This window comes from Nocardia sp. NPDC058705 (genome assembly GCF_042749305.1).
Taxonomy (GTDB): Bacteria; Actinomycetota; Actinomycetes; order Mycobacteriales; family Mycobacteriaceae; genus Nocardia.
Window position 1 is genome coordinate 229,411 of sequence record NZ_JBHYRN010000001.1, and the last position, 16,401, is coordinate 245,811.

Sequence of the window (16,401 nt, forward strand, 5' to 3'; positions counted from 1 at the left end):
GAGGAACGCGATGGCCACTCGGCTGATGCACGCGATGGGCCGCAGCACCGGGATAGTCGCAGCGACACTCGCGTTAGCTGTAGGAATCTACTGGGCGCTTATCGCCCGAAGCGCTGCGGAAGGTGCTGCCATGTACATCGCAGAGGACGCCGGAATGCGATCCAGCATGCTGGTCCGAGAGCTCCAACAGGCAGCTTTCGCCGCCGGGGTCGAAGCAATCGTCTCGTCGACGGGATCGATTCTGTTGTTCGTTCGCAAATCGCTGGGACGCGCGCTCGTCATCGGCAGTTCCGTCGCCGGAATCATCCACCTCGCCGTCATCGCTATCGACTCAGAACACCCCTTGCCGCTCGTCATGGCCCTTCCGTCGCTGATCGTCTTGCTTCTCGCTTCCACGAAATCAACTGCGGGATGGATCGTGCACCGCGAGCCCAGCGGCGTCCCGCGTGAGGGAATTCAGCAAGCGGTCGACGGCGCTCGATAGCCAGAGCCCTCAGCGAATCCTGGCAACCCCAAGTGACAACGCCGCCAACGCTTTCGGTCCACCTGGCTGGTAGAAGCGGTCGAGTTCGGTGATCTCGAAGCCCGCGTCGGTGATCAGGCCCGCGATGTCACGGTTGAGGTGGCAGCCGCCGGCGACCTTCTGCTGGATAGGGTCGAGTCGGTGTTGCCAGGTTCGCACCGATTCGTCCGGTGCGAGGCCGTGTTCGACGAAGTGGAGGGTGCCGCCGGGGCGGAGGACTCGGCGGATTTCGGCGAGCGCCGCTGCGACGTCGGGGATGGTGCAGAGGGTGAACGTGGACAGGGCGGTGTCGAAAGTGGCGTCGAGGAAGGGCAGTGACTGGCCGTCCAGGCCGGCGCGGTCGATCGGGATCGCGCTTGCCACAACACGTTTGGATGCGATCTTCCATGCGCCGTCGGCCGGTTCGACTCCGCTGACCCGGTCGACGGCGGCGGGGTAGAAGCCGATGTTGTTGCCCGACCCGAAGCCGACTTCGACGACCGTCCCATGCAGACCGGCGCAGGCTCGTTCGCGGAGTGGCGCGTTCTGGGTGACGCCGCAGACTTTGTCGACGATGTGCGGCAGGATCCGGTCGGTGTAGAAGCCCATCGTTCGATCATCCTCCCGCCGGGAGCCCGGATCAGCCGATTCGGCGGTCGAAAACCTGGGTGCTCGCACCCGAGGCGGGGTCGACGGTGAGTATGCGAAGGTTCGCCGAGTTCGCGGCGAGGTCCATGACCATGAACCCCAGTTCGTGTTGTGTTTCGAACAGTGCCTGATGGGGGCCGGTGCGCGGGTGGCCGCCTGCGGTTTTGCCCGCCGCACCCGAGACGATCTGCCGGGTGCCCAAGGTGGCCGGGGTCGGTTCGAGCACCTGCAGGGTGTGGTCGTGGCCCGAGAGCACGAACGACACCTTGCCCAGCACATGGTCTTCGAAGAACCGTTTGGCGTGTACGCCGTTGATCGGCTCGATCGGCAGGCCCTCGTAGTTGCCCGCGTCGCCGTGTGGTCCGTTGCTCAGGTAGGGGTGGTGGGTGCAGGCGATCTTCCACTGCGCGGTCGATTCGGCCAGCGCGCGGTCGAGCCAGGCACGCTGTTCGTTCATGTACGGGCCGTCGACGGCCCAGTAGGGGTCGAGCAGCGGCGGAATGTAGGCGGCGAGCGGGTTGAGGTCGAGGACGAAGAACTCCACGACGGGGTTCTGTTCGGGCACCCGCACCGAGTAGTAGCGGCTCGGCATCCACCAGCGCGCGGACTTCGCGTGGTATTCGACCTCGTGGTTGCCGCGCGCGAGCCAGCCGCCGTCGCCGGGGAACACCCCGGAGGTGTCGTGATTTCCCAGCACCATGGCCCACGGAAAGTCCAGGCCCGCGTTGGGGTTCTCGAATTTGGTGGCGAACTGTTCGTCGTCGGGTCCGCTGGGGCCGCTGTCGTAGATGTTGTCGCCGAGGCCGACGGCGAGGGTAAAGGGTTGGCGCGCATGGTATTCGCGTGCGGCGTCGGCGACGGCCCATTGGGGTCGGGTGCCGGTGCCCGCGTCGCCGGTGATCAGGACTCGAACGTGACGACCTGCCTTCGGGGCGAACTTGGGCACCTCGGCGGGTACGGCCGCCGCAGGAGTGAGCCCTACCAGTGACAGTCCGGCGACCACGCCTGCGGCGCCGGCCAGAACTTCACGACGGCCGATTCCGTTCGAGAACTGTTCGTGCATGGTCACCTTCCGGGTAGGGGCTCAACCGGCCTGCTCGAGGCATGATCGCGACGCCGCAGCTTAGACCAGACGACCGGGTCGAATCATGCGATCCGAACCTAGCGTCAGCCGATGTCGCGAACATGAACACCCAACGAACTTGGTCGATTGTTCAGTTGCGTGGCACCCTACCCGGAATTGCCACCTGCCAGAAGGTCGGCAAGGTCGGTCACCACCTCGTCCGCACCGGCCTCCACCAACGCCGCCACCCCGGTCCCCCGGTCCACCCCGACCACCCAGAACCCACCGCGATTACCCGCCTCGACCCCTGACACCGCGTCCTCGATCACCACTGTCCGCGCCGGATCCACGCCCAAAGACCTTGCGGCCGTGAGGAACATGTCGGGCGCAGGTTTGCCCGCCAGGTGTTCACGCTCGGCGGTGACACCATCGACGACCACCGCGAACCTGTCCAGCAACCCGGCGGTCTCGAGCACCAGCACCGCATTGCGTGAACTCGACACCACCGCCATCGGGATCCCGGCGCCCCCGAGCGCGTCGACCACCCGCAGTGACCCGTCGAACACCTCGACCCCGTCACCCCGGATGATGTCGGTGAACCGGACGTTCTTGCGGTTCCCCAGCCCGTGCACGGTCTGCGCGTCGGGCGGGTCGTCGGCTGCCCCGTCCGGCACGTGAACCCCGCGCGAGGCCAGCACCGACCGCACACCCGCCGCCCGCGCCTTGCCGTCGACCAAGGCGAAGTAGTCGGCATCGGTATACGGCGCGGCATCGGGAACCACCGACGGCAGGAACTCGGTGAACAGCGCCGACCAGGCCCGCCGGTGCACCGCGGCGGTGTCGGTGAGCACGCCGTCGAGGTCGAAAAGCACTGCCTGCGAATCCAAGACGTGGGTCACGCCGCGACCTCGACGGGGATCCCGGGTTGGAGGGTCATCGGGCGGTCCCACACGGTGATCTGCTCGCTCGGCCCGTCCCCGACCAGCTCGAATCGCGCGTCACGGTGTCCGAGATCGGCCCGAACTGTGCGCCCACGCCAGTGCACCGAGAACCGCAACCGCTGCCACGACTCCGGCAGCGCGGGTGCGAAATGCAACCCGTCAGCCGAGGCCCGGAAACCACCGAACCCGTGCGTGGCGACCTGCCAGGTGCCCGCCGCTGAGGCGATGTGAATGCCCTCTTCGGTATTGCCCTGGTTGTCATCGAGGTCGACGAACGCCGACCGCCCGAAATACCGTTCGGCCGTGCGGGAGTCACCCACCTGCAGTCCGACGATCGCGTGGATCGACGGGCTCAGCGACGACTTGTGCAGGGTCCGCTGCTCATAGAACTCGTAGTTCTCCCGCCGGGTGACCAGGGAGTATTCGTCGGGCAGCAGGTGCAGCAGCATCACCACGTCGGGTTGTTTGAGCAGCGAGGTGGTTTCGCAGTTGAAATGGTTGTAGCCCTCGGGGTAGCGCGGCATGTCGTTGTCGTCCCATTCGATGATGGGTACGTCGGTGCGCTCGAAATAGCCGTCGAATTGTTCGATGACACCGCAGTTGGGATCGGTGGGGGCCTGCAAGCGGTCGGCGGCGGCGCGCCATTGGCCCGGTTCATCGGGATCGAGCCCGATCGAATCCATCAGGGCGCGTAGTTGTTCGGGTCGTTCGGTCGCCATCCGGTCGTACACCGCTGCGGCCTGCAGCAGATGCCAATGCACAAGCTTGTTGGTGAAGGCGTTGTTGTCGACGTGAGAATGGAATTCGTCGGGCCCCATCACCATCCGGATGGCGAGCGAGTCCCCGTCCGGCACGCACCGCTGCACCCAGAATCGGGCACCCTCGAACAGGATCTCCGCGCCCTCGCCGAACAGGTAATCGTCGTCGCCGGTGACCGAGGCGTAGCGCATGATCGCATAGGCCACATCGGCGGTGACGTGCAGTTCTTCCTCGCGGGTGTAGAAACGATCCTTGCCGTCAGGGGTGTACTGCGGGCATTCCTCCCGCCCGGTGTCAGCCGATTCCCACGCGAAGCGCGCACCACCGGTGCCGTTGTCGGCGGCCACTTCCCGCGCACCGGGCAGCGTGTGGTGGCGGTAGCCGAGCAGGGCTCGGGCCGCACGCGGCTGGGTGAACAGGAAGAACGGCAGCAACATCACCTCGGTGTCCCAGAAGACATGGCCCCGATACCCTTCGCCGGACAGCGATTTCGCGCCGATGCTCACCGTCGGGTCGTCGGGGTCGGCGGCGATGAGCAGGTGATAGATCGCGAACCGCAGCGCCTGGGTCACTCGGTCGTTGCCGACCACTTCGCAGTTGGCGTCGACCCACACCCGATCCCATGCCGCCCGGTTCGCCTCGGCCGCGGCGTCGAAGCTCCCGGCGCGCGCCACCGTCTCCACGGCTCGCTCCCGCGGCGGGTCCACGGCCCGGTAGTCGCGGCTGGTCGCGATCCCGACGAGTTTGTCGGCCCGCACCGATTCGCCTGCGCCGCAGTCGAATTGCCACTCGACCTCGATCGCGTCGTGCCGGGAACGCTGTTGGCGCCGCCCGCCCTCGGCCGTGCTGGTGAAGGCGTAGGCGAGGTCGATCCCGCTGTCGATGGTGCGGCTGGCGATGACACCGACCTCGCCCTCGAACCCAGCACCGGCCGAGGACAGATGGGTGGACTTGGCCCACTTGTCCCATTTGCGTTCGTAGCCGAAGGCGGTCTGTTCGCGATAGGTCGGCAGGCGTTCGAGATTGCGCCGATTCGCGTCGACACCGGTGCGCACCGTTACCGCACCCGCTCGATCCAGGCAGGTCACCTCGATCCGCAGACAGCACAGATCACGGTCGGCGGTGCTCGCGAACCGGGACGTGCGCAACCTGGCCCGCGACCCGTCCGGCAGCTCGAACACGGTGTCGCGGTGCAGAACTCCGCATCGCAGATCCAGTTCACGACGGTGCTCGACCACCCTCGCCGACTCGGTGTCCAACCGCACACCGTCGACGAAGACCTCGCTGTCGAGCCAGTCCGGCGCGTTCACCAGGTCGATCACCGGCGAGTCGTAGGCGTCGTACACCCCGGCGATGAACGTGCCGGGCAACGCCCCGGTATGACGTTCCTCGAGCGAGCCCCGAGTCCCGAGACGCCCGTTGCCGACGGTGAAGATCGTCTCGAAGTAGTTGGCGCGCTGCGGATTCCAGCCGTCCTCGACGACGGTCCAGGTCGTGGCGTTGCGGGTGGGTGCGTTCACTGCCCCACCGCCTCGGCGCCGTATGCCTCACGCAACTGCTGGTTGGTCTCGGCCAGCGACCGGTACACCGCCAGGTCCTTGCCCGAACATCGTTGCGCCCCCATCGCATTGCCGTAGCGGGCGGCGGTGACGAAATCACCGGAGGCCAGGTAACCGTAGGCCATACCGGAGGCGAACGAGTCACCGCAGCCGGTGGTGTCGATGACGTTCTCGACGTGGATCCGGGGCACGATCTCCTCCCGCAGCTCACCGTCGGGGCCGAGAAAATACATCGCGCAGCCTTCCTCGTCGAGGGTGACACACACCGCCTTCACCCCACGGCGCAGGCAGTGCAGGGCGAACTCCGGCAACTGTTCTTTGGGCAGCGGTTTCCCGAATTCGTCGGGGTCACCGCCCGGCGGCGGGAACCAGGCCCGGCCCGCCTCTTCGAGATTCATCTTCATGATGTCGATCGTGGGCAGCCAGGCGTCGCGGTCGATCCAGAGCCTGCTCACCCGGTGTCCTGCGGCGGTGAGCGCGACGGTGGGGCCGTGACAGTCGAGCAGGATGAGGCCGTCGCTGTTGGCACGAAGGTAGGCCAGCGTCGGCTGGGCCACCTCGTAGTCGGTGATCGGCACGCACACGAAAGCATCGGAGTCCAAAGCGAATTCGACATCGGCGGGCGAGATCGGGTGCATGAAACCAGTTTGGCGTTCGTCACGGAAATTCTGGTCACGGAACCGCAGCTCCACCACGTCGCCGCGGTCGCTGGCCGAACGGATCCCGGTGAGGTCGACATTGTCGAACCGCGACAGCTGCTCGGTGATCGGACCCAGATCGCGTTCGCGCACATGCACGATCGGGCGGACCACATCATCGGGGCCGAGCAGCGAGGCAAGGGCGGCGACGGTGTAGAGCGCGCAGCCGTATTTGTCGATGACCTCGCCGCGATGGGTGACGACGTGGTCGAGCGGAATCGGGCCGAGAACAGCGATCTTTCGGCCGGAACGGGCAGCAGAGGGCACGGAAGAAGACATGGCGGAGCTCCGGTATCGGACGAGCGGAAACTGGTCAGGCTTTGGCGGTGGGGTGTTCGTATCCGGCGGCTTCGTCCATGTCCTCGAGCGACATCCCCTTGGTCTCTGGCACGAACTTGGCGACGAATGCCAGCGACAGCAGCGCGAACACCGCGTACATCCCGTAGGCGAAACCGAGCGAGAAGGTCTTCAGGCTGGGGAACGAGACGGTGATCGCCCAGTTCGCCGCCCACTGGCCGGCCGCGGCGAGCGAGAGCGCGGCGCCACGGATCCGGTTCGGGAACATCTCCCCGAGCAGCACCCACACGACCGGACCCCAGCTCATGCCGAAGAACACGACGAACAGGTTCGCCGCGACCAAGGCGATCGGACCCCACGCCCCGCTCAGGTGCGGTTCGAGCACGCCCTCGGCGTTGGGCACCTGATCGGCGGCCCCGAAGCAGATCGCCATCGTGGCCAGGGTGACGGTCATGCCGATCGAGCCGGTGAGCAGCAGCGGCCTGCGCCCGACCTTGTCGATGAGCATGATCGCGACGATGGTGGTGGCGATATTGACCACGGAGGTGAACACGCTGATCTGGAACGACTGCGATTCCTCGAAGCCGACGGCTTCCCACAGCACGTTCGAGTAGTAGAAGATCACGTTGATACCGACAGCCTGCTGGAACACCGACAGCATCAACCCGACCCATACGATCGGGTACAGCCCGCCACCGGGGCGACGCAGGTCCTTCCACGACGGTTTGGTGTCGCTCTGCAGGCTGTGCTCGATCCGGTTGATGGTGATCTCGAGGTTCTTCTCACCGAACAGCATCGACAGCACGCGTCGCGCCTCGGGGATCTTGTGCGTGGCGACCAGGTAGCGCGGTGACTCGGGGATCGTCGAGGCCAGCACGCCGTAGACCACGGCGGGGATCGCCATCGACAGGAACATCCAGCGCCAGGCTTCCAGGCCGAACCACAGGGTCTCGCTCGCGCCGCCTGCGAGTTCGGCGAGCACGTAGTCGACCAGCAGCGCCAGGAAGATGCCGAGCACGATGGCGAGCTGTTGCAGGGAACCGAGCCTGCCGCGGATGCGCGCAGGTGAGGTTTCGGCGATGTAGGCGGGCGCGATCACCGACGCGACACCGACGCCGATACCGCCGATGATGCGGCCCAGGACCAGGGTCCACACGTCGGGGGCGAAGGCGGTGACGATCGCGCTGAGGAAGAACAGGACCGCGGCGATCTTCATCACCTTGAGCCTGCCGATGCGGTCGGCGATCCGTCCCGCGGTCATCGCGCCCGCCGCGGCACCGAGCAGTGCCGAGGCGACGGCGAAGCCGAGAACTGCGTCGGCGACATCGAATTCGTCTTGGATAGCGGAGACAGCGCCGTTGATCACGGCGCTGTCGAAGCCGAACAGCAATCCGCCCAGCGCCGCGACGGACGCGATCAGCACAACGCGGTTGCTGGATCCCTCCCCGTCGGGAAGGGCGGATCGGTCGGTGAAGGAGCCTCCATCGTGCATCGGCTTCGTCCTCTCCACGGCGGGCGTCATTGCCTCGCGAGTAGCAGTGTGAATCAGATCACAGTGTGCACCGAATTGAATGACACATGCAGGAATTCATCGAATCGAGCCCAAATCGCCGTGTTTTGTGTTCAGGAAATGAACACCGAGTGGTCTGCATCGGCGATGGCCCGCGCGATCGCGCCGAGCAGATGGGTCTGCGGGCCGAGCATCGCGGGACGGATGCGCAGCGCGGCCGCCGCCGAGGGCACCCCGCACCGGTCGACCACCTGCTGGATCGAAGGGATCAGAATCCGGGCGGCCTGAGCGAGTTCGCCACCGAGAACCAGCAGTTCGGGATTGAGGACGCTGCACACCCCCGCGACGGCGGCCCCGACCTGCCTGCCGACATCGTCGAGCACCCGCACGAACGCGCGATCACCGGCGATCGCGCGGCGCACGACCTCCTCGATCGTCAGCTCGCCCGCGGTCGGGGCCAGCAACGAGACCACATACCGTGCCGAGACCAGCGTTTCCAGACACCCACGGTTACCGCAGCGGCACACCGCACCGAATTCGTCGACGGTGGTGTGCCCGATCTCGCCCGCGGTGCCCGCGACCCCCGAATACAGGCGCCCGCCCACGATCAGCCCGGCGCCGACCCCTTCGGACAGTTTCAGATAGACCATGTCTGTGGTGCCCGCCCCGGCTCCCCACTGATGTTCGGCGAGCGCACCGAGATTCGCGTCGTTGTCGACGACGACCCGCACCGGCAACTCCAGCGCGGTCGCGGCCAGCGCGCTCGCGTCGACGCCCACCCAGCCAGGCAGGATCGACGGTGAGCCGACCCGACCGGTCGTGCGGTCGATCGGCGCGGGCAGGCCCATCGCGGCACCGACCACCGCGCCGCGGTCGATGCCCGCGTCGTCGAGCGCGGTGTCCAGCAGGCGCCGGGCGCGATCCATGGCGTCCTCCGCCGACAGGCCGACGGGCAGGTCGGTGCGGGTCTGGGCCACCACGTGATGGGTCAGATCGCTGATGCCGACGGTGAGATGGCGATGCCCGAGGTCCACGCCGACGACGAAGCCCGTTCCGCCGGTCAGCCGCACGGAATTGCGTTTGCCGCTGCGCTTTTCGATGTGCAGGCTGCCCGCGCCCGCGAGATCGCGCACGATGTTGGAGATGGTCGCCGGGGCCAGGCCGGTGGCTCTGGCGAGGTCGGCCTGGGTGGCCTGGCCCTGTCTGCGCAGCTCGTCGACCACGCGCGCCCGGTTCTGGTCGCGCAGCGCGGTCGGTGAGCCGGGGCGTCGACCGTTGCGCCCGGTCACGGGGAGCCCGCGAGGATTGCTGAGTCGAACATCTTTCGATTGTGCACCGTGCTCGTTCGTGCTGCGCGCGGGTTGGCGACGGGCGGGGCACCGGGTGTTCATCTGGGCGACACGCACGTCATTTAGCGTCCGAAGGATGACTGATGTCGAGATCCGTCCGATCCCCCGTGATGTCAGCGAGATCGCCGATCTCGCGACCGCCGTGAACCTGGCCGATACCACCGGATTCACCGTCGACGACAGCGACGACGACGACCCGATCCTGCTCACCGAACCCGGCGGCCTGATCGTGGACACCTGGCGCGAGGGCTACCCCTACGACGAGCGTCTGTCGCGTCTGGAATACGACCTCGACAAGCGACTCTTGCAGATCGAACTGCTGAAACTGCAGAACTGGGTCAAGGCGACCGGGCGCCGCATCGTCATCGTGTTCGAGGGTCGCGACGCCGCGGGCAAGGGCGGCACCATCAAACGATTCATGGAACACCTGAATCCGCGCGGCGCCCGGGTGGTGGCCCTGGAAAAGCCCTCCACGCGCGAATCCACCCAGTGGTACTTCCAGCGCTACGTCGAGCACCTACCCGCCGCGGGTGAGATCGTGCTGTTCGACCGTTCCTGGTACAACCGTGCCGGGGTGGAGCGGGTGATGGGTTTCTGCACGCCCGAAGAGCATCGACGGTTCCTGGCGCAGGTGCCGCTGTTCGAGCGGATGCTCGTCGACGACGGCATCGACCTGGTCAAGTTCTGGTTCTCGGTGTCGCCGCTGGAACAGCGCACTCGCTTCGCGATCCGGCAGGTCGACCCGGTGCGGCACTGGAAGCTCTCGCCGATGGACCTGGCCTCACTCGACAAGTGGGATTCCTACACCGCGGCCAAGGAAGAGAACTTCGAGCACACCGACACCGACCACGCGCCGTGGATCGTCGTCAAGAGCAACGACAAGAAGCGTGCCAGGCTCAATGCGATGCGGCACGTGCTGAGCGGGTTCGACTATGACAACAAGGATGTCGAGATCGTCGGCACCGCGGACCCACTGATCGTGGGCCGCGGGCGCGAGGTCATCGGGTCCTGAAAGTTCTAGCGGCTCAAAGCGACTCGGTGCGCTTCGAGCATCAGCGCGGTGAGTTCTTCGCGCTCGGCGTCATCGAGGACGTCGAAGCAGGGCGCGATCAGTTCGTCGGTCAGTTTCTCGGCCGCCTCCCAGCGCATCCGAATATCGTCGGTGACCTGCTCGAACGGTTCTGCCCAGCCGAGGAGCTTCGCATGGCCGGGGCCGTCGTAGATCGGTGAGCCGTCGACCAGGATCGCCTGCAACGGGGTGAGCCCGTTGGCCAGCACCGCGATCAGGTGCAGTCCGCCGCGCAGTTCACGCAGCACGTGTGTCAGTTGCAGCACCGCGGCCCGTCCGTCCTCGGGAACCGGCATCGCCCGCCACCCGGCGAACAACGGCAGCCCGGTCGACGGTGCGGCATTGACGACCCGTTGCAGCAGTTCGGCAAGTCGGTCGGCCCGGTCGAAACCGGCGAGCTTGCGCTGACCGAAACCGCGACACGCGAGCATGTACTGCGTGGCGGCTTCGGCGGCGGGCATCGACACCGATTCCCAGGCGGCACGCACACATTCGGGTTCGAAGAAGCCGAAGGCCGCGGTCACCACGTCGGCGTCGACATCACCGAGCACCCCGCCGCGTCCTCGCGTGTAGGCGCCGTGGAACCCGGCCACCCCGGTCGTCTCCCCGAACGCCCTGGCCTCGCGCGAGATCATGAACGCCCCACCGAGTTCGAGCACCTGCCGTTTGACCGCTGCCGACGTCATTCGTCTGCCACCTTCCGCTGTAGTCCACTCCAGGCAGACTTTAGCGTTACATAGTCAGATGCGATAGCCCTTCGCGAAGACAACGACCGAAATCCCGTCGACCCCACGGATCGTCGCGCCCTACGCTGAAGTCCATGACCAACCAGCTCGTCGCGATCCTGTCCGGCGCCGGTGTCTCCACCGACAGCGGAATCCCGGACTACCGTGGCCCGGCTGGCCTGTGGCAGCGCGACCCCGACGCCCAGAAACTGGTCACCTACGACTACTACATGGCCGATCCCGACATCCGCCGCCGATCCTGGCTCATGCGCGGCGAACACCCCGCCTGGCGCGCCCGCCCCAACCCCGCGCACGATGCCGTCACCGCGCTGGCCGCGACCGGAACGGCGGTGCGCGTGATCACCCAGAACGTCGACGGACTACACCAGCTCGCCGGCCTGCCCGACCGTAAGGTCCTCGAACTGCACGGCAACGCGCGCACGGTGCTGTGCACGTCCTGCGACGACCGCACCACCACCGAGCAGGCCCTCGACCGCGTCGCCGCCGGTGAGCCCGACCCGGCCTGTCTGCGCTGCGGCGGGATCCTCAAAACCGCGACGGTCATGTTCGGCCAGGCACTCGACCCCGAGGTGCTGGGTCATGCGATGGCCATCGCGCAGGCCTGCACCGTGTTCGTCGCCGTCGGCACCAGCCTGCAGGTCCAACCGGCGGCGTCGCTGGCCGGTGTCGCCGCCGAGCACGGCGCCCGCTTGATCATCGTCAACGCCGAACCCACCCCCTACGACGCCCTCGCCGACGAGGTCATCCGCGAGCCCATCGGCACCGCACTTCCCGAACTGCTGGCGACGCTGGCCGCCGCCGAACACCGCTAACAGGCAGTGCTCGGCGGCGCCCATTAGGCTCGGGTGCATGACCGTCGAGCACACCAGCCGGAAGGCCTGGCTCACAGTCGAATTCGTCGCCCTGTTCTTCGGTCTGACCGGTTTGTACGCGGTGTTGCTGCGCGGTGTCGGCCCGCTGCCGTTCCTGCTGGTGATCACTGTCGGCGTCGTGATCTACCTGCGCCACACCGGTTTCGACCGTCGCTCCTTCTGGCGGGCCGACGCGCTACTGCCCGCCCTACCGGGCATTCTCGCGCTCTGGGCGGTCGCGGCGGTCGCCCTTATCGGCGCGGTCGCTGTCCTTCGCCCCGACTCCCTGTTCGATCTGCCCCGCGAACGGCCCCTGATCTGGGTGCTGGTGCTCGTGTTCTATCCGCTGGTCAGCGTCTACCCGCAAGAACTGCTCTTCCGCGCCTTTCTCTTCCACCGCTACGCTCCCGTCTTCGGCGATGGTCCGCGCATCATCGCCGCCAGCGCTGTCGCGTTCGGTTTCGCCCACTTCACTGTCGGCAACTGGGTCTCGGTGCTGCTGAGTACCGCGGCGGGCGCGCTGTTCGCCACTCGATACCGGCGCACCCGATCACTGCTCACCGTCTCGGTCGAACATGCCATGTACGGCATCCTGGTCTTCACCGTCGGTCTCGGCGATTTCTTCTATCACGGCGCTACGGCGGGGTAACGGTGAACCGTTGCCGCCGCGACGCCGTATCACTGGGTGGGCCGAGAACGCGGCCGAGGACGGAGACCGGATGCGAGTGCTGTTCGTGGCGATGCCGTTGATCGGGCATCTGTTTCCGATGATGCCGCTGGTGCAGCGTTTGCGCGAACGCGGGCACGACATCATGGTGGCCACCGGAGGTGATGCTGCCGCCGTGGTGCGGACGCAACTGCCGGTCGCCGATGTCGCCCCGCCGATCGACTACCTGCGTGCCGCGGTGCGCGGGCTCGGCAGACATCCGGTGCTGGCGTTGCGGTCGGGGCAGGGGATGGCGGATGCGCGCGGCGGCGCCCATGTTTTCGCTGTCACCAATCGGCCGATGATCGAACCGCTGCTGCGCGCGGCCAGGGAGTTCCGACCCGACGTGATCGTGCACGAACCGTTCGCTTCGGCGGCCGCGATCGTGGCCGACCGACTCGGTGTTCCGACGATCCTGCACAACATCGCCCTCGACAACGGCACCGTCATCCGCCACGAACTACTCCGCCTGCTCACCGACACCGCGCTGCCCGCACCCACGACCACCCTGTCCATCGCCCCGCCGAGCATCGTCCGTGTCGACGGTCGCCCCTTGCGCTACACCCCGTACTCGACCCCCGGCGCGGAGCTGCCCGCGTTCCTTCGGGAACCGTCGAGTCGGCGGCGCATCCTCGTCACCCGTTCGACCATGCTCGGTGACGGTCCAGACACGATGCTGCGTACCATTGTGCGCGCGGCGCCGTATGTCGACGCCGACATCGTCATCGTCCGGCCCGATCGAAAGACCTTGCGCACCAGCTCATTACCTGCGAACATCCGCACGACCGGCTGGCTCGGCCTACGCGAGGCACTGCCCCACTGCACCGCAATGGTCAACCACGCGGGCGCAGGTTCGGTGTACGCGGCGCTACACGCCGGAATCCCGCAAATCGCCACTCCCGCACCGGGAGACCGCGCCTGGAACGCCGTATCGGTGCAGCGGCGTGGTGCCGGGCTGTCGGTGCGGGCCCGCTCGATCACCGCCGACCACCTCAACCGACTGATCTCCGATCCCGACCTTGCGGCCAACGCTCGCGCTGTTGCCGCCGAGATCGCCGCGATGCCCAGCGTCACCGACATCGCCGACGAGCTGACCCGATCGGCCGCCTCCGCACCGTGATCACGGTGCTTGCATCAGCGTCAGCATCGTTTTCTTGCGCACGGTGAAGCCCAATGTCTCGTACAAACTGACCGCCGAGGTGTTGTGGGCGACCGCGTGCAGAAACGGCGTCTCACCTCGCGCCCGGATTCCCGCCCCGACAGCCCGAATCAACCGCGACGCGATCCCGCGCCCCCGGAATTCGGCGTCGGTGCACACCGCACTGATCTCGGTCCACCCCGGCGGGTGCATTCGCTCCCCCGCCATCGCCACCAACCGACCGTCGACCCGCAGTCCCAGATAGGTACCCATCTCGACGGTCCTCGGCGCGAACGGCCCCGGCTCGGTTCGGGCGATCAGCTCCAGAATCTCGGGAACATCAGCAGCAGTGAGCATTTCGAGCTCAGGATCGACAGCAACCCGTAACCCCGACCCCTCCATCTGCACCGTGTCGAACTCCTCCAGCACCGTCCACCCCGCCGGCGGCACATGCCCTACCCCGCGGATCCCCGCACTACCCCCCGACCCGAGCGCGACTCCCAGATCAACCCAATCCTGATCATCCAAAACCGGCGGATGCCCAACGAACCGAGCCACCTCCGGTTCATACCGCCCGATCCGCCCCACCCACTGCGCGAACCGCCGATGCTCACCCCGCAACGAAGCCCGCACCGGATCATCCAGCGGATGCACCACGATCTCGACCGCCACCAACACCCTCCTGACCACCGAACCCTCGGCCAAAACGTTAGCCGAACACACGACCACCGACACCGATTGCGCTCACGACGATTCCGACGCCTCAGTCCGACTGAACGTGAACTGCTTCCCGCCCACACCTCACAAGCGATTTCCGCCGACAGCTCAGTCGGCGCCACCAGAATGAAATGCGTTCCCACAGTGGCCGAAAACCCGACCGACTTCGTGTGTCGATCTTCTCCTGCGCAACGCTAGTCCGATGTCCTGATCGCCGAGGCGAGAAGGTAATCCAGCGGCAGGCTGAGATGACCGGCGCGCGACTCTGCCCGTTGCTCGACGAATCGGCACAGATCCTGGTGCAACGCGTCCCAACGACCCTCCGCAGTCAACCGGTCTCGCTCACACACGACGTGTCCGGCAGTACGAATCAGGAAATCGGCCGCGTCTTCGGATGATGTGAACGGCAACGTAATTCGGCTGGTCGAAGTGGCGGTGAGCCGAAGTCCATGGGGTTCGAGGAGGCCGGTGAGCGCGACGGGATCACCCCAGCGGCTGGGCGGTCCGCTGCCGGCAGGCGGTGGTGGCAGATAGCCGCTCAATACCTGCCCCATCGCAGGCAGCACGCTGCCCGGCACCCACGACGCGAGGACGACCCTCGCCCCTGGCGCGGCGACTCTCTCGAGTTCGCGGGCGGCGATCCCATGATCGGCCGCGTACATCACGCCGAAGACCGAGATCACCACATCGGTCGACTGATCGGGAAGCGGTAGAGCTTCCAAGTCACCCCACAGCCATTCGACATCGGACCTTGCGGCGTGGGCTCGTTCCTCCGCTACCCGCAGCAATGCCGTTTCGAAGTCGATGCCGACAACCCTGCCGCCGCGCTCGGCCGCGAGCAGCGCCGCATTGCCTGTGCCGGTTGCGATGTCGACCACCCGGTCGCCCGGCGCGACGGCCGCCGCATCCACGGCCGCCACAGCCACGGGCTCGAGAAACCGGCCCATCAACGGGTATTCACCGGCACCCCATGTCGTTCCCGGACAGTTCACTATCAACCTCCCGCTACAGGAGGCGCCCTTGATCGTCGTGACCGAAGTCGAGCGTGGCGGACCGAATCCGTCGCAGCGCCTCTCGCCCCGGCTAGAGCCACCCTAGTGTTGCCTCATCGACCTCGAGCCTCAGCCCTTGAAGGTGAAGTCGAAGTCGCCGGAGACCTTGCCGCTCAGCCGGATTGCTGAGACAAGGCTTCCTTCCTCGATCAGCCTCTGAACCTCGGCTCGCGAAAACCCGAAGCCGTCAGCGATCAGCCGCACCGGCCGGACAGGGATTCGCGCCGCGAAGCGAACCGACACCTCGACCACTTCTCGGTCGGGGTGTTCCCACCCTCCGGTATCGAGACTCCAGGCGTCACCCCAGTCCAGAGCGATGCGGTTGCGACGTTGCACGACCGGATTCTGCAGCAATTCAGCCGTCAGACCAGGGTCGTTGTCATGCATTCGGCCCAATAACTCAGGTCGGATGGACCGCACATTCACCCGCTCCAGCACCGAGAGCTTTGTCGTGTCCCCACAGGTAATACAGTGCGCGAGCAGCCAGGCATCGATGAGTTTGTGGTTGGCGTTGATCCGAATTCTATTGCTTGCCCTGAAGCGCTCGGACGCACACGCGTGGCAACGGCGGTGGACGAGCGGCAGGCAGGTGGGCGCGACCACAGGATGTACAACGGCACGTCCTCGACTAGACGATCTGATTCGACAGCATGGTAGGTGCGCACAGTGGCGCTGAGCCACTGATTTTCGAGCGCCAGCCGTCAGCACGAAACTCCGCTTCCCCCACCGGTTTCCAGATGTCCGCTGTTTGACCCTTGTCGAGGCGGGCATTCGCACTGAGCAAGAACAACCTTTA

Annotated in this window: 16 protein-coding genes; 5 read left to right on the forward strand and 11 right to left on the reverse strand. The window is 66.5% G+C overall.

Annotated features, from left to right (window positions below; genetic code table 11):
• Positions 1–10: 10 nt before the first annotated feature.
• Positions 11–484: a hypothetical protein gene (locus ACFW6D_RS01090; RefSeq protein WP_379323484.1), complete on the forward strand. Its 474-nt coding sequence runs from the start codon at positions 11–13 to the stop codon at positions 482–484.
• Between the two features lie 9 nt (positions 485–493).
• Here ACFW6D_RS01090 and ACFW6D_RS01095 read toward each other — a convergent pair whose 3' ends face one another.
• The 7 genes from ACFW6D_RS01095 to ACFW6D_RS01125 all read right to left on the reverse strand — a co-directional run bounded on the left by ACFW6D_RS01095 (position 494) and on the right by ACFW6D_RS01125 (position 9,266).
• Positions 494–1,111 carry a class I SAM-dependent methyltransferase gene (locus ACFW6D_RS01095; RefSeq protein WP_379323486.1) on the reverse strand — a complete coding sequence of 206 codons (618 nt, stop codon included), beginning with the start codon at positions 1,109–1,111 and terminating at the stop codon, positions 494–496.
• 31 nt (positions 1,112–1,142) lie between these two features.
• Positions 1,143–2,213 carry a metallophosphoesterase gene (locus tag ACFW6D_RS01100; RefSeq protein ID WP_379323488.1) on the reverse strand — a complete coding sequence of 357 codons (1,071 nt, stop codon included), beginning with the start codon at positions 2,211–2,213 and terminating at the stop codon, positions 1,143–1,145.
• A 167-nt stretch (positions 2,214–2,380) separates the two neighbouring features.
• Positions 2,381–3,112 (reverse strand): HAD family hydrolase, encoded by a 732-nt coding sequence (locus ACFW6D_RS01105; RefSeq protein ID WP_379323490.1) that lies wholly within the window; start codon positions 3,110–3,112, stop codon positions 2,381–2,383.
• Positions 3,109–5,433, reverse strand: a complete 2,325-nt coding sequence (locus tag ACFW6D_RS01110) for a glycoside hydrolase family 65 protein (protein ID WP_379323492.1) — start codon at positions 5,431–5,433, stop codon at positions 3,109–3,111. Before ACFW6D_RS01110 ends, ACFW6D_RS01105 begins: the two co-directional genes overlap by 4 nt.
• Positions 5,430–6,449: a carbohydrate kinase family protein gene (locus ACFW6D_RS01115; RefSeq protein ID WP_379323494.1), complete on the reverse strand. Its 1,020-nt coding sequence runs from the start codon at positions 6,447–6,449 to the stop codon at positions 5,430–5,432. Before ACFW6D_RS01115 ends, ACFW6D_RS01110 begins: the two co-directional genes overlap by 4 nt.
• A gap of 34 nt (positions 6,450–6,483) precedes the next feature.
• A complete protein-coding gene (locus ACFW6D_RS01120) occupies positions 6,484–7,959 on the reverse strand; it encodes a sugar porter family MFS transporter (protein WP_379323496.1) in 1,476 nt (491 codons plus the stop codon).
• Between the two features lie 131 nt (positions 7,960–8,090).
• Complete coding sequence (locus ACFW6D_RS01125; RefSeq protein ID WP_379323498.1) at positions 8,091–9,266, reverse strand: ROK family protein; 1,176 nt, start codon at positions 9,264–9,266, stop codon at positions 8,091–8,093.
• Positions 9,267–9,402: 136 nt separating this feature from the next.
• Here ACFW6D_RS01125 and ppk2 point away from each other — a divergent pair, with 136 nt between their 5' ends.
• Positions 9,403–10,338 (forward strand): polyphosphate kinase 2, encoded by a 936-nt coding sequence (gene ppk2, locus ACFW6D_RS01130; RefSeq protein ID WP_379323500.1) that lies wholly within the window; start codon positions 9,403–9,405, stop codon positions 10,336–10,338.
• A 5-nt stretch (positions 10,339–10,343) separates the two neighbouring features.
• Here the strand turns inward: ppk2 and ACFW6D_RS01135 are convergent, their stop codons facing one another.
• Positions 10,344–11,081 carry a hypothetical protein gene (locus ACFW6D_RS01135; RefSeq protein ID WP_379323502.1) on the reverse strand — a complete coding sequence of 246 codons (738 nt, stop codon included), beginning with the start codon at positions 11,079–11,081 and terminating at the stop codon, positions 10,344–10,346.
• A gap of 134 nt (positions 11,082–11,215) precedes the next feature.
• Between ACFW6D_RS01135 and ACFW6D_RS01140 the strand changes: the two genes are divergently transcribed.
• The 3 genes from ACFW6D_RS01140 to ACFW6D_RS01150 all read left to right on the forward strand — a co-directional run bounded on the left by ACFW6D_RS01140 (position 11,216) and on the right by ACFW6D_RS01150 (position 13,818).
• Positions 11,216–11,953 carry an NAD-dependent deacetylase gene (locus tag ACFW6D_RS01140; RefSeq protein WP_379323504.1) on the forward strand — a complete coding sequence of 246 codons (738 nt, stop codon included), beginning with the start codon at positions 11,216–11,218 and terminating at the stop codon, positions 11,951–11,953.
• Positions 11,954–11,990: 37 nt separating this feature from the next.
• Entirely contained in the window at positions 11,991–12,641 is a 651-nt protein-coding gene (locus tag ACFW6D_RS01145; protein WP_379323506.1) for a CPBP family intramembrane glutamic endopeptidase, read from the forward strand.
• Positions 12,642–12,711: 70 nt separating this feature from the next.
• A complete protein-coding gene (locus ACFW6D_RS01150) occupies positions 12,712–13,818 on the forward strand; it encodes a glycosyltransferase (protein WP_379323508.1) in 1,107 nt (368 codons plus the stop codon).
• Here the strand turns inward: ACFW6D_RS01150 and ACFW6D_RS01155 are convergent, their stop codons facing one another.
• The 3 genes from ACFW6D_RS01155 to ACFW6D_RS01165 form a co-directional block, all read right to left on the reverse strand.
• Positions 13,819–14,508, reverse strand: a complete 690-nt coding sequence (locus ACFW6D_RS01155; RefSeq protein ID WP_379323510.1) for a GNAT family N-acetyltransferase — start codon at positions 14,506–14,508, stop codon at positions 13,819–13,821.
• 239 nt (positions 14,509–14,747) lie between these two features.
• Positions 14,748–15,479, reverse strand: a complete 732-nt coding sequence (locus ACFW6D_RS01160; protein WP_379323512.1) for a class I SAM-dependent methyltransferase — start codon at positions 15,477–15,479, stop codon at positions 14,748–14,750.
• Positions 15,480–15,674: 195 nt separating this feature from the next.
• A complete protein-coding gene (locus ACFW6D_RS01165; RefSeq protein WP_379323514.1) occupies positions 15,675–16,208 on the reverse strand; it encodes a DUF1062 domain-containing protein in 534 nt (177 codons plus the stop codon).
• Between the last annotated feature and the right edge of the window lie 193 nt (positions 16,209–16,401).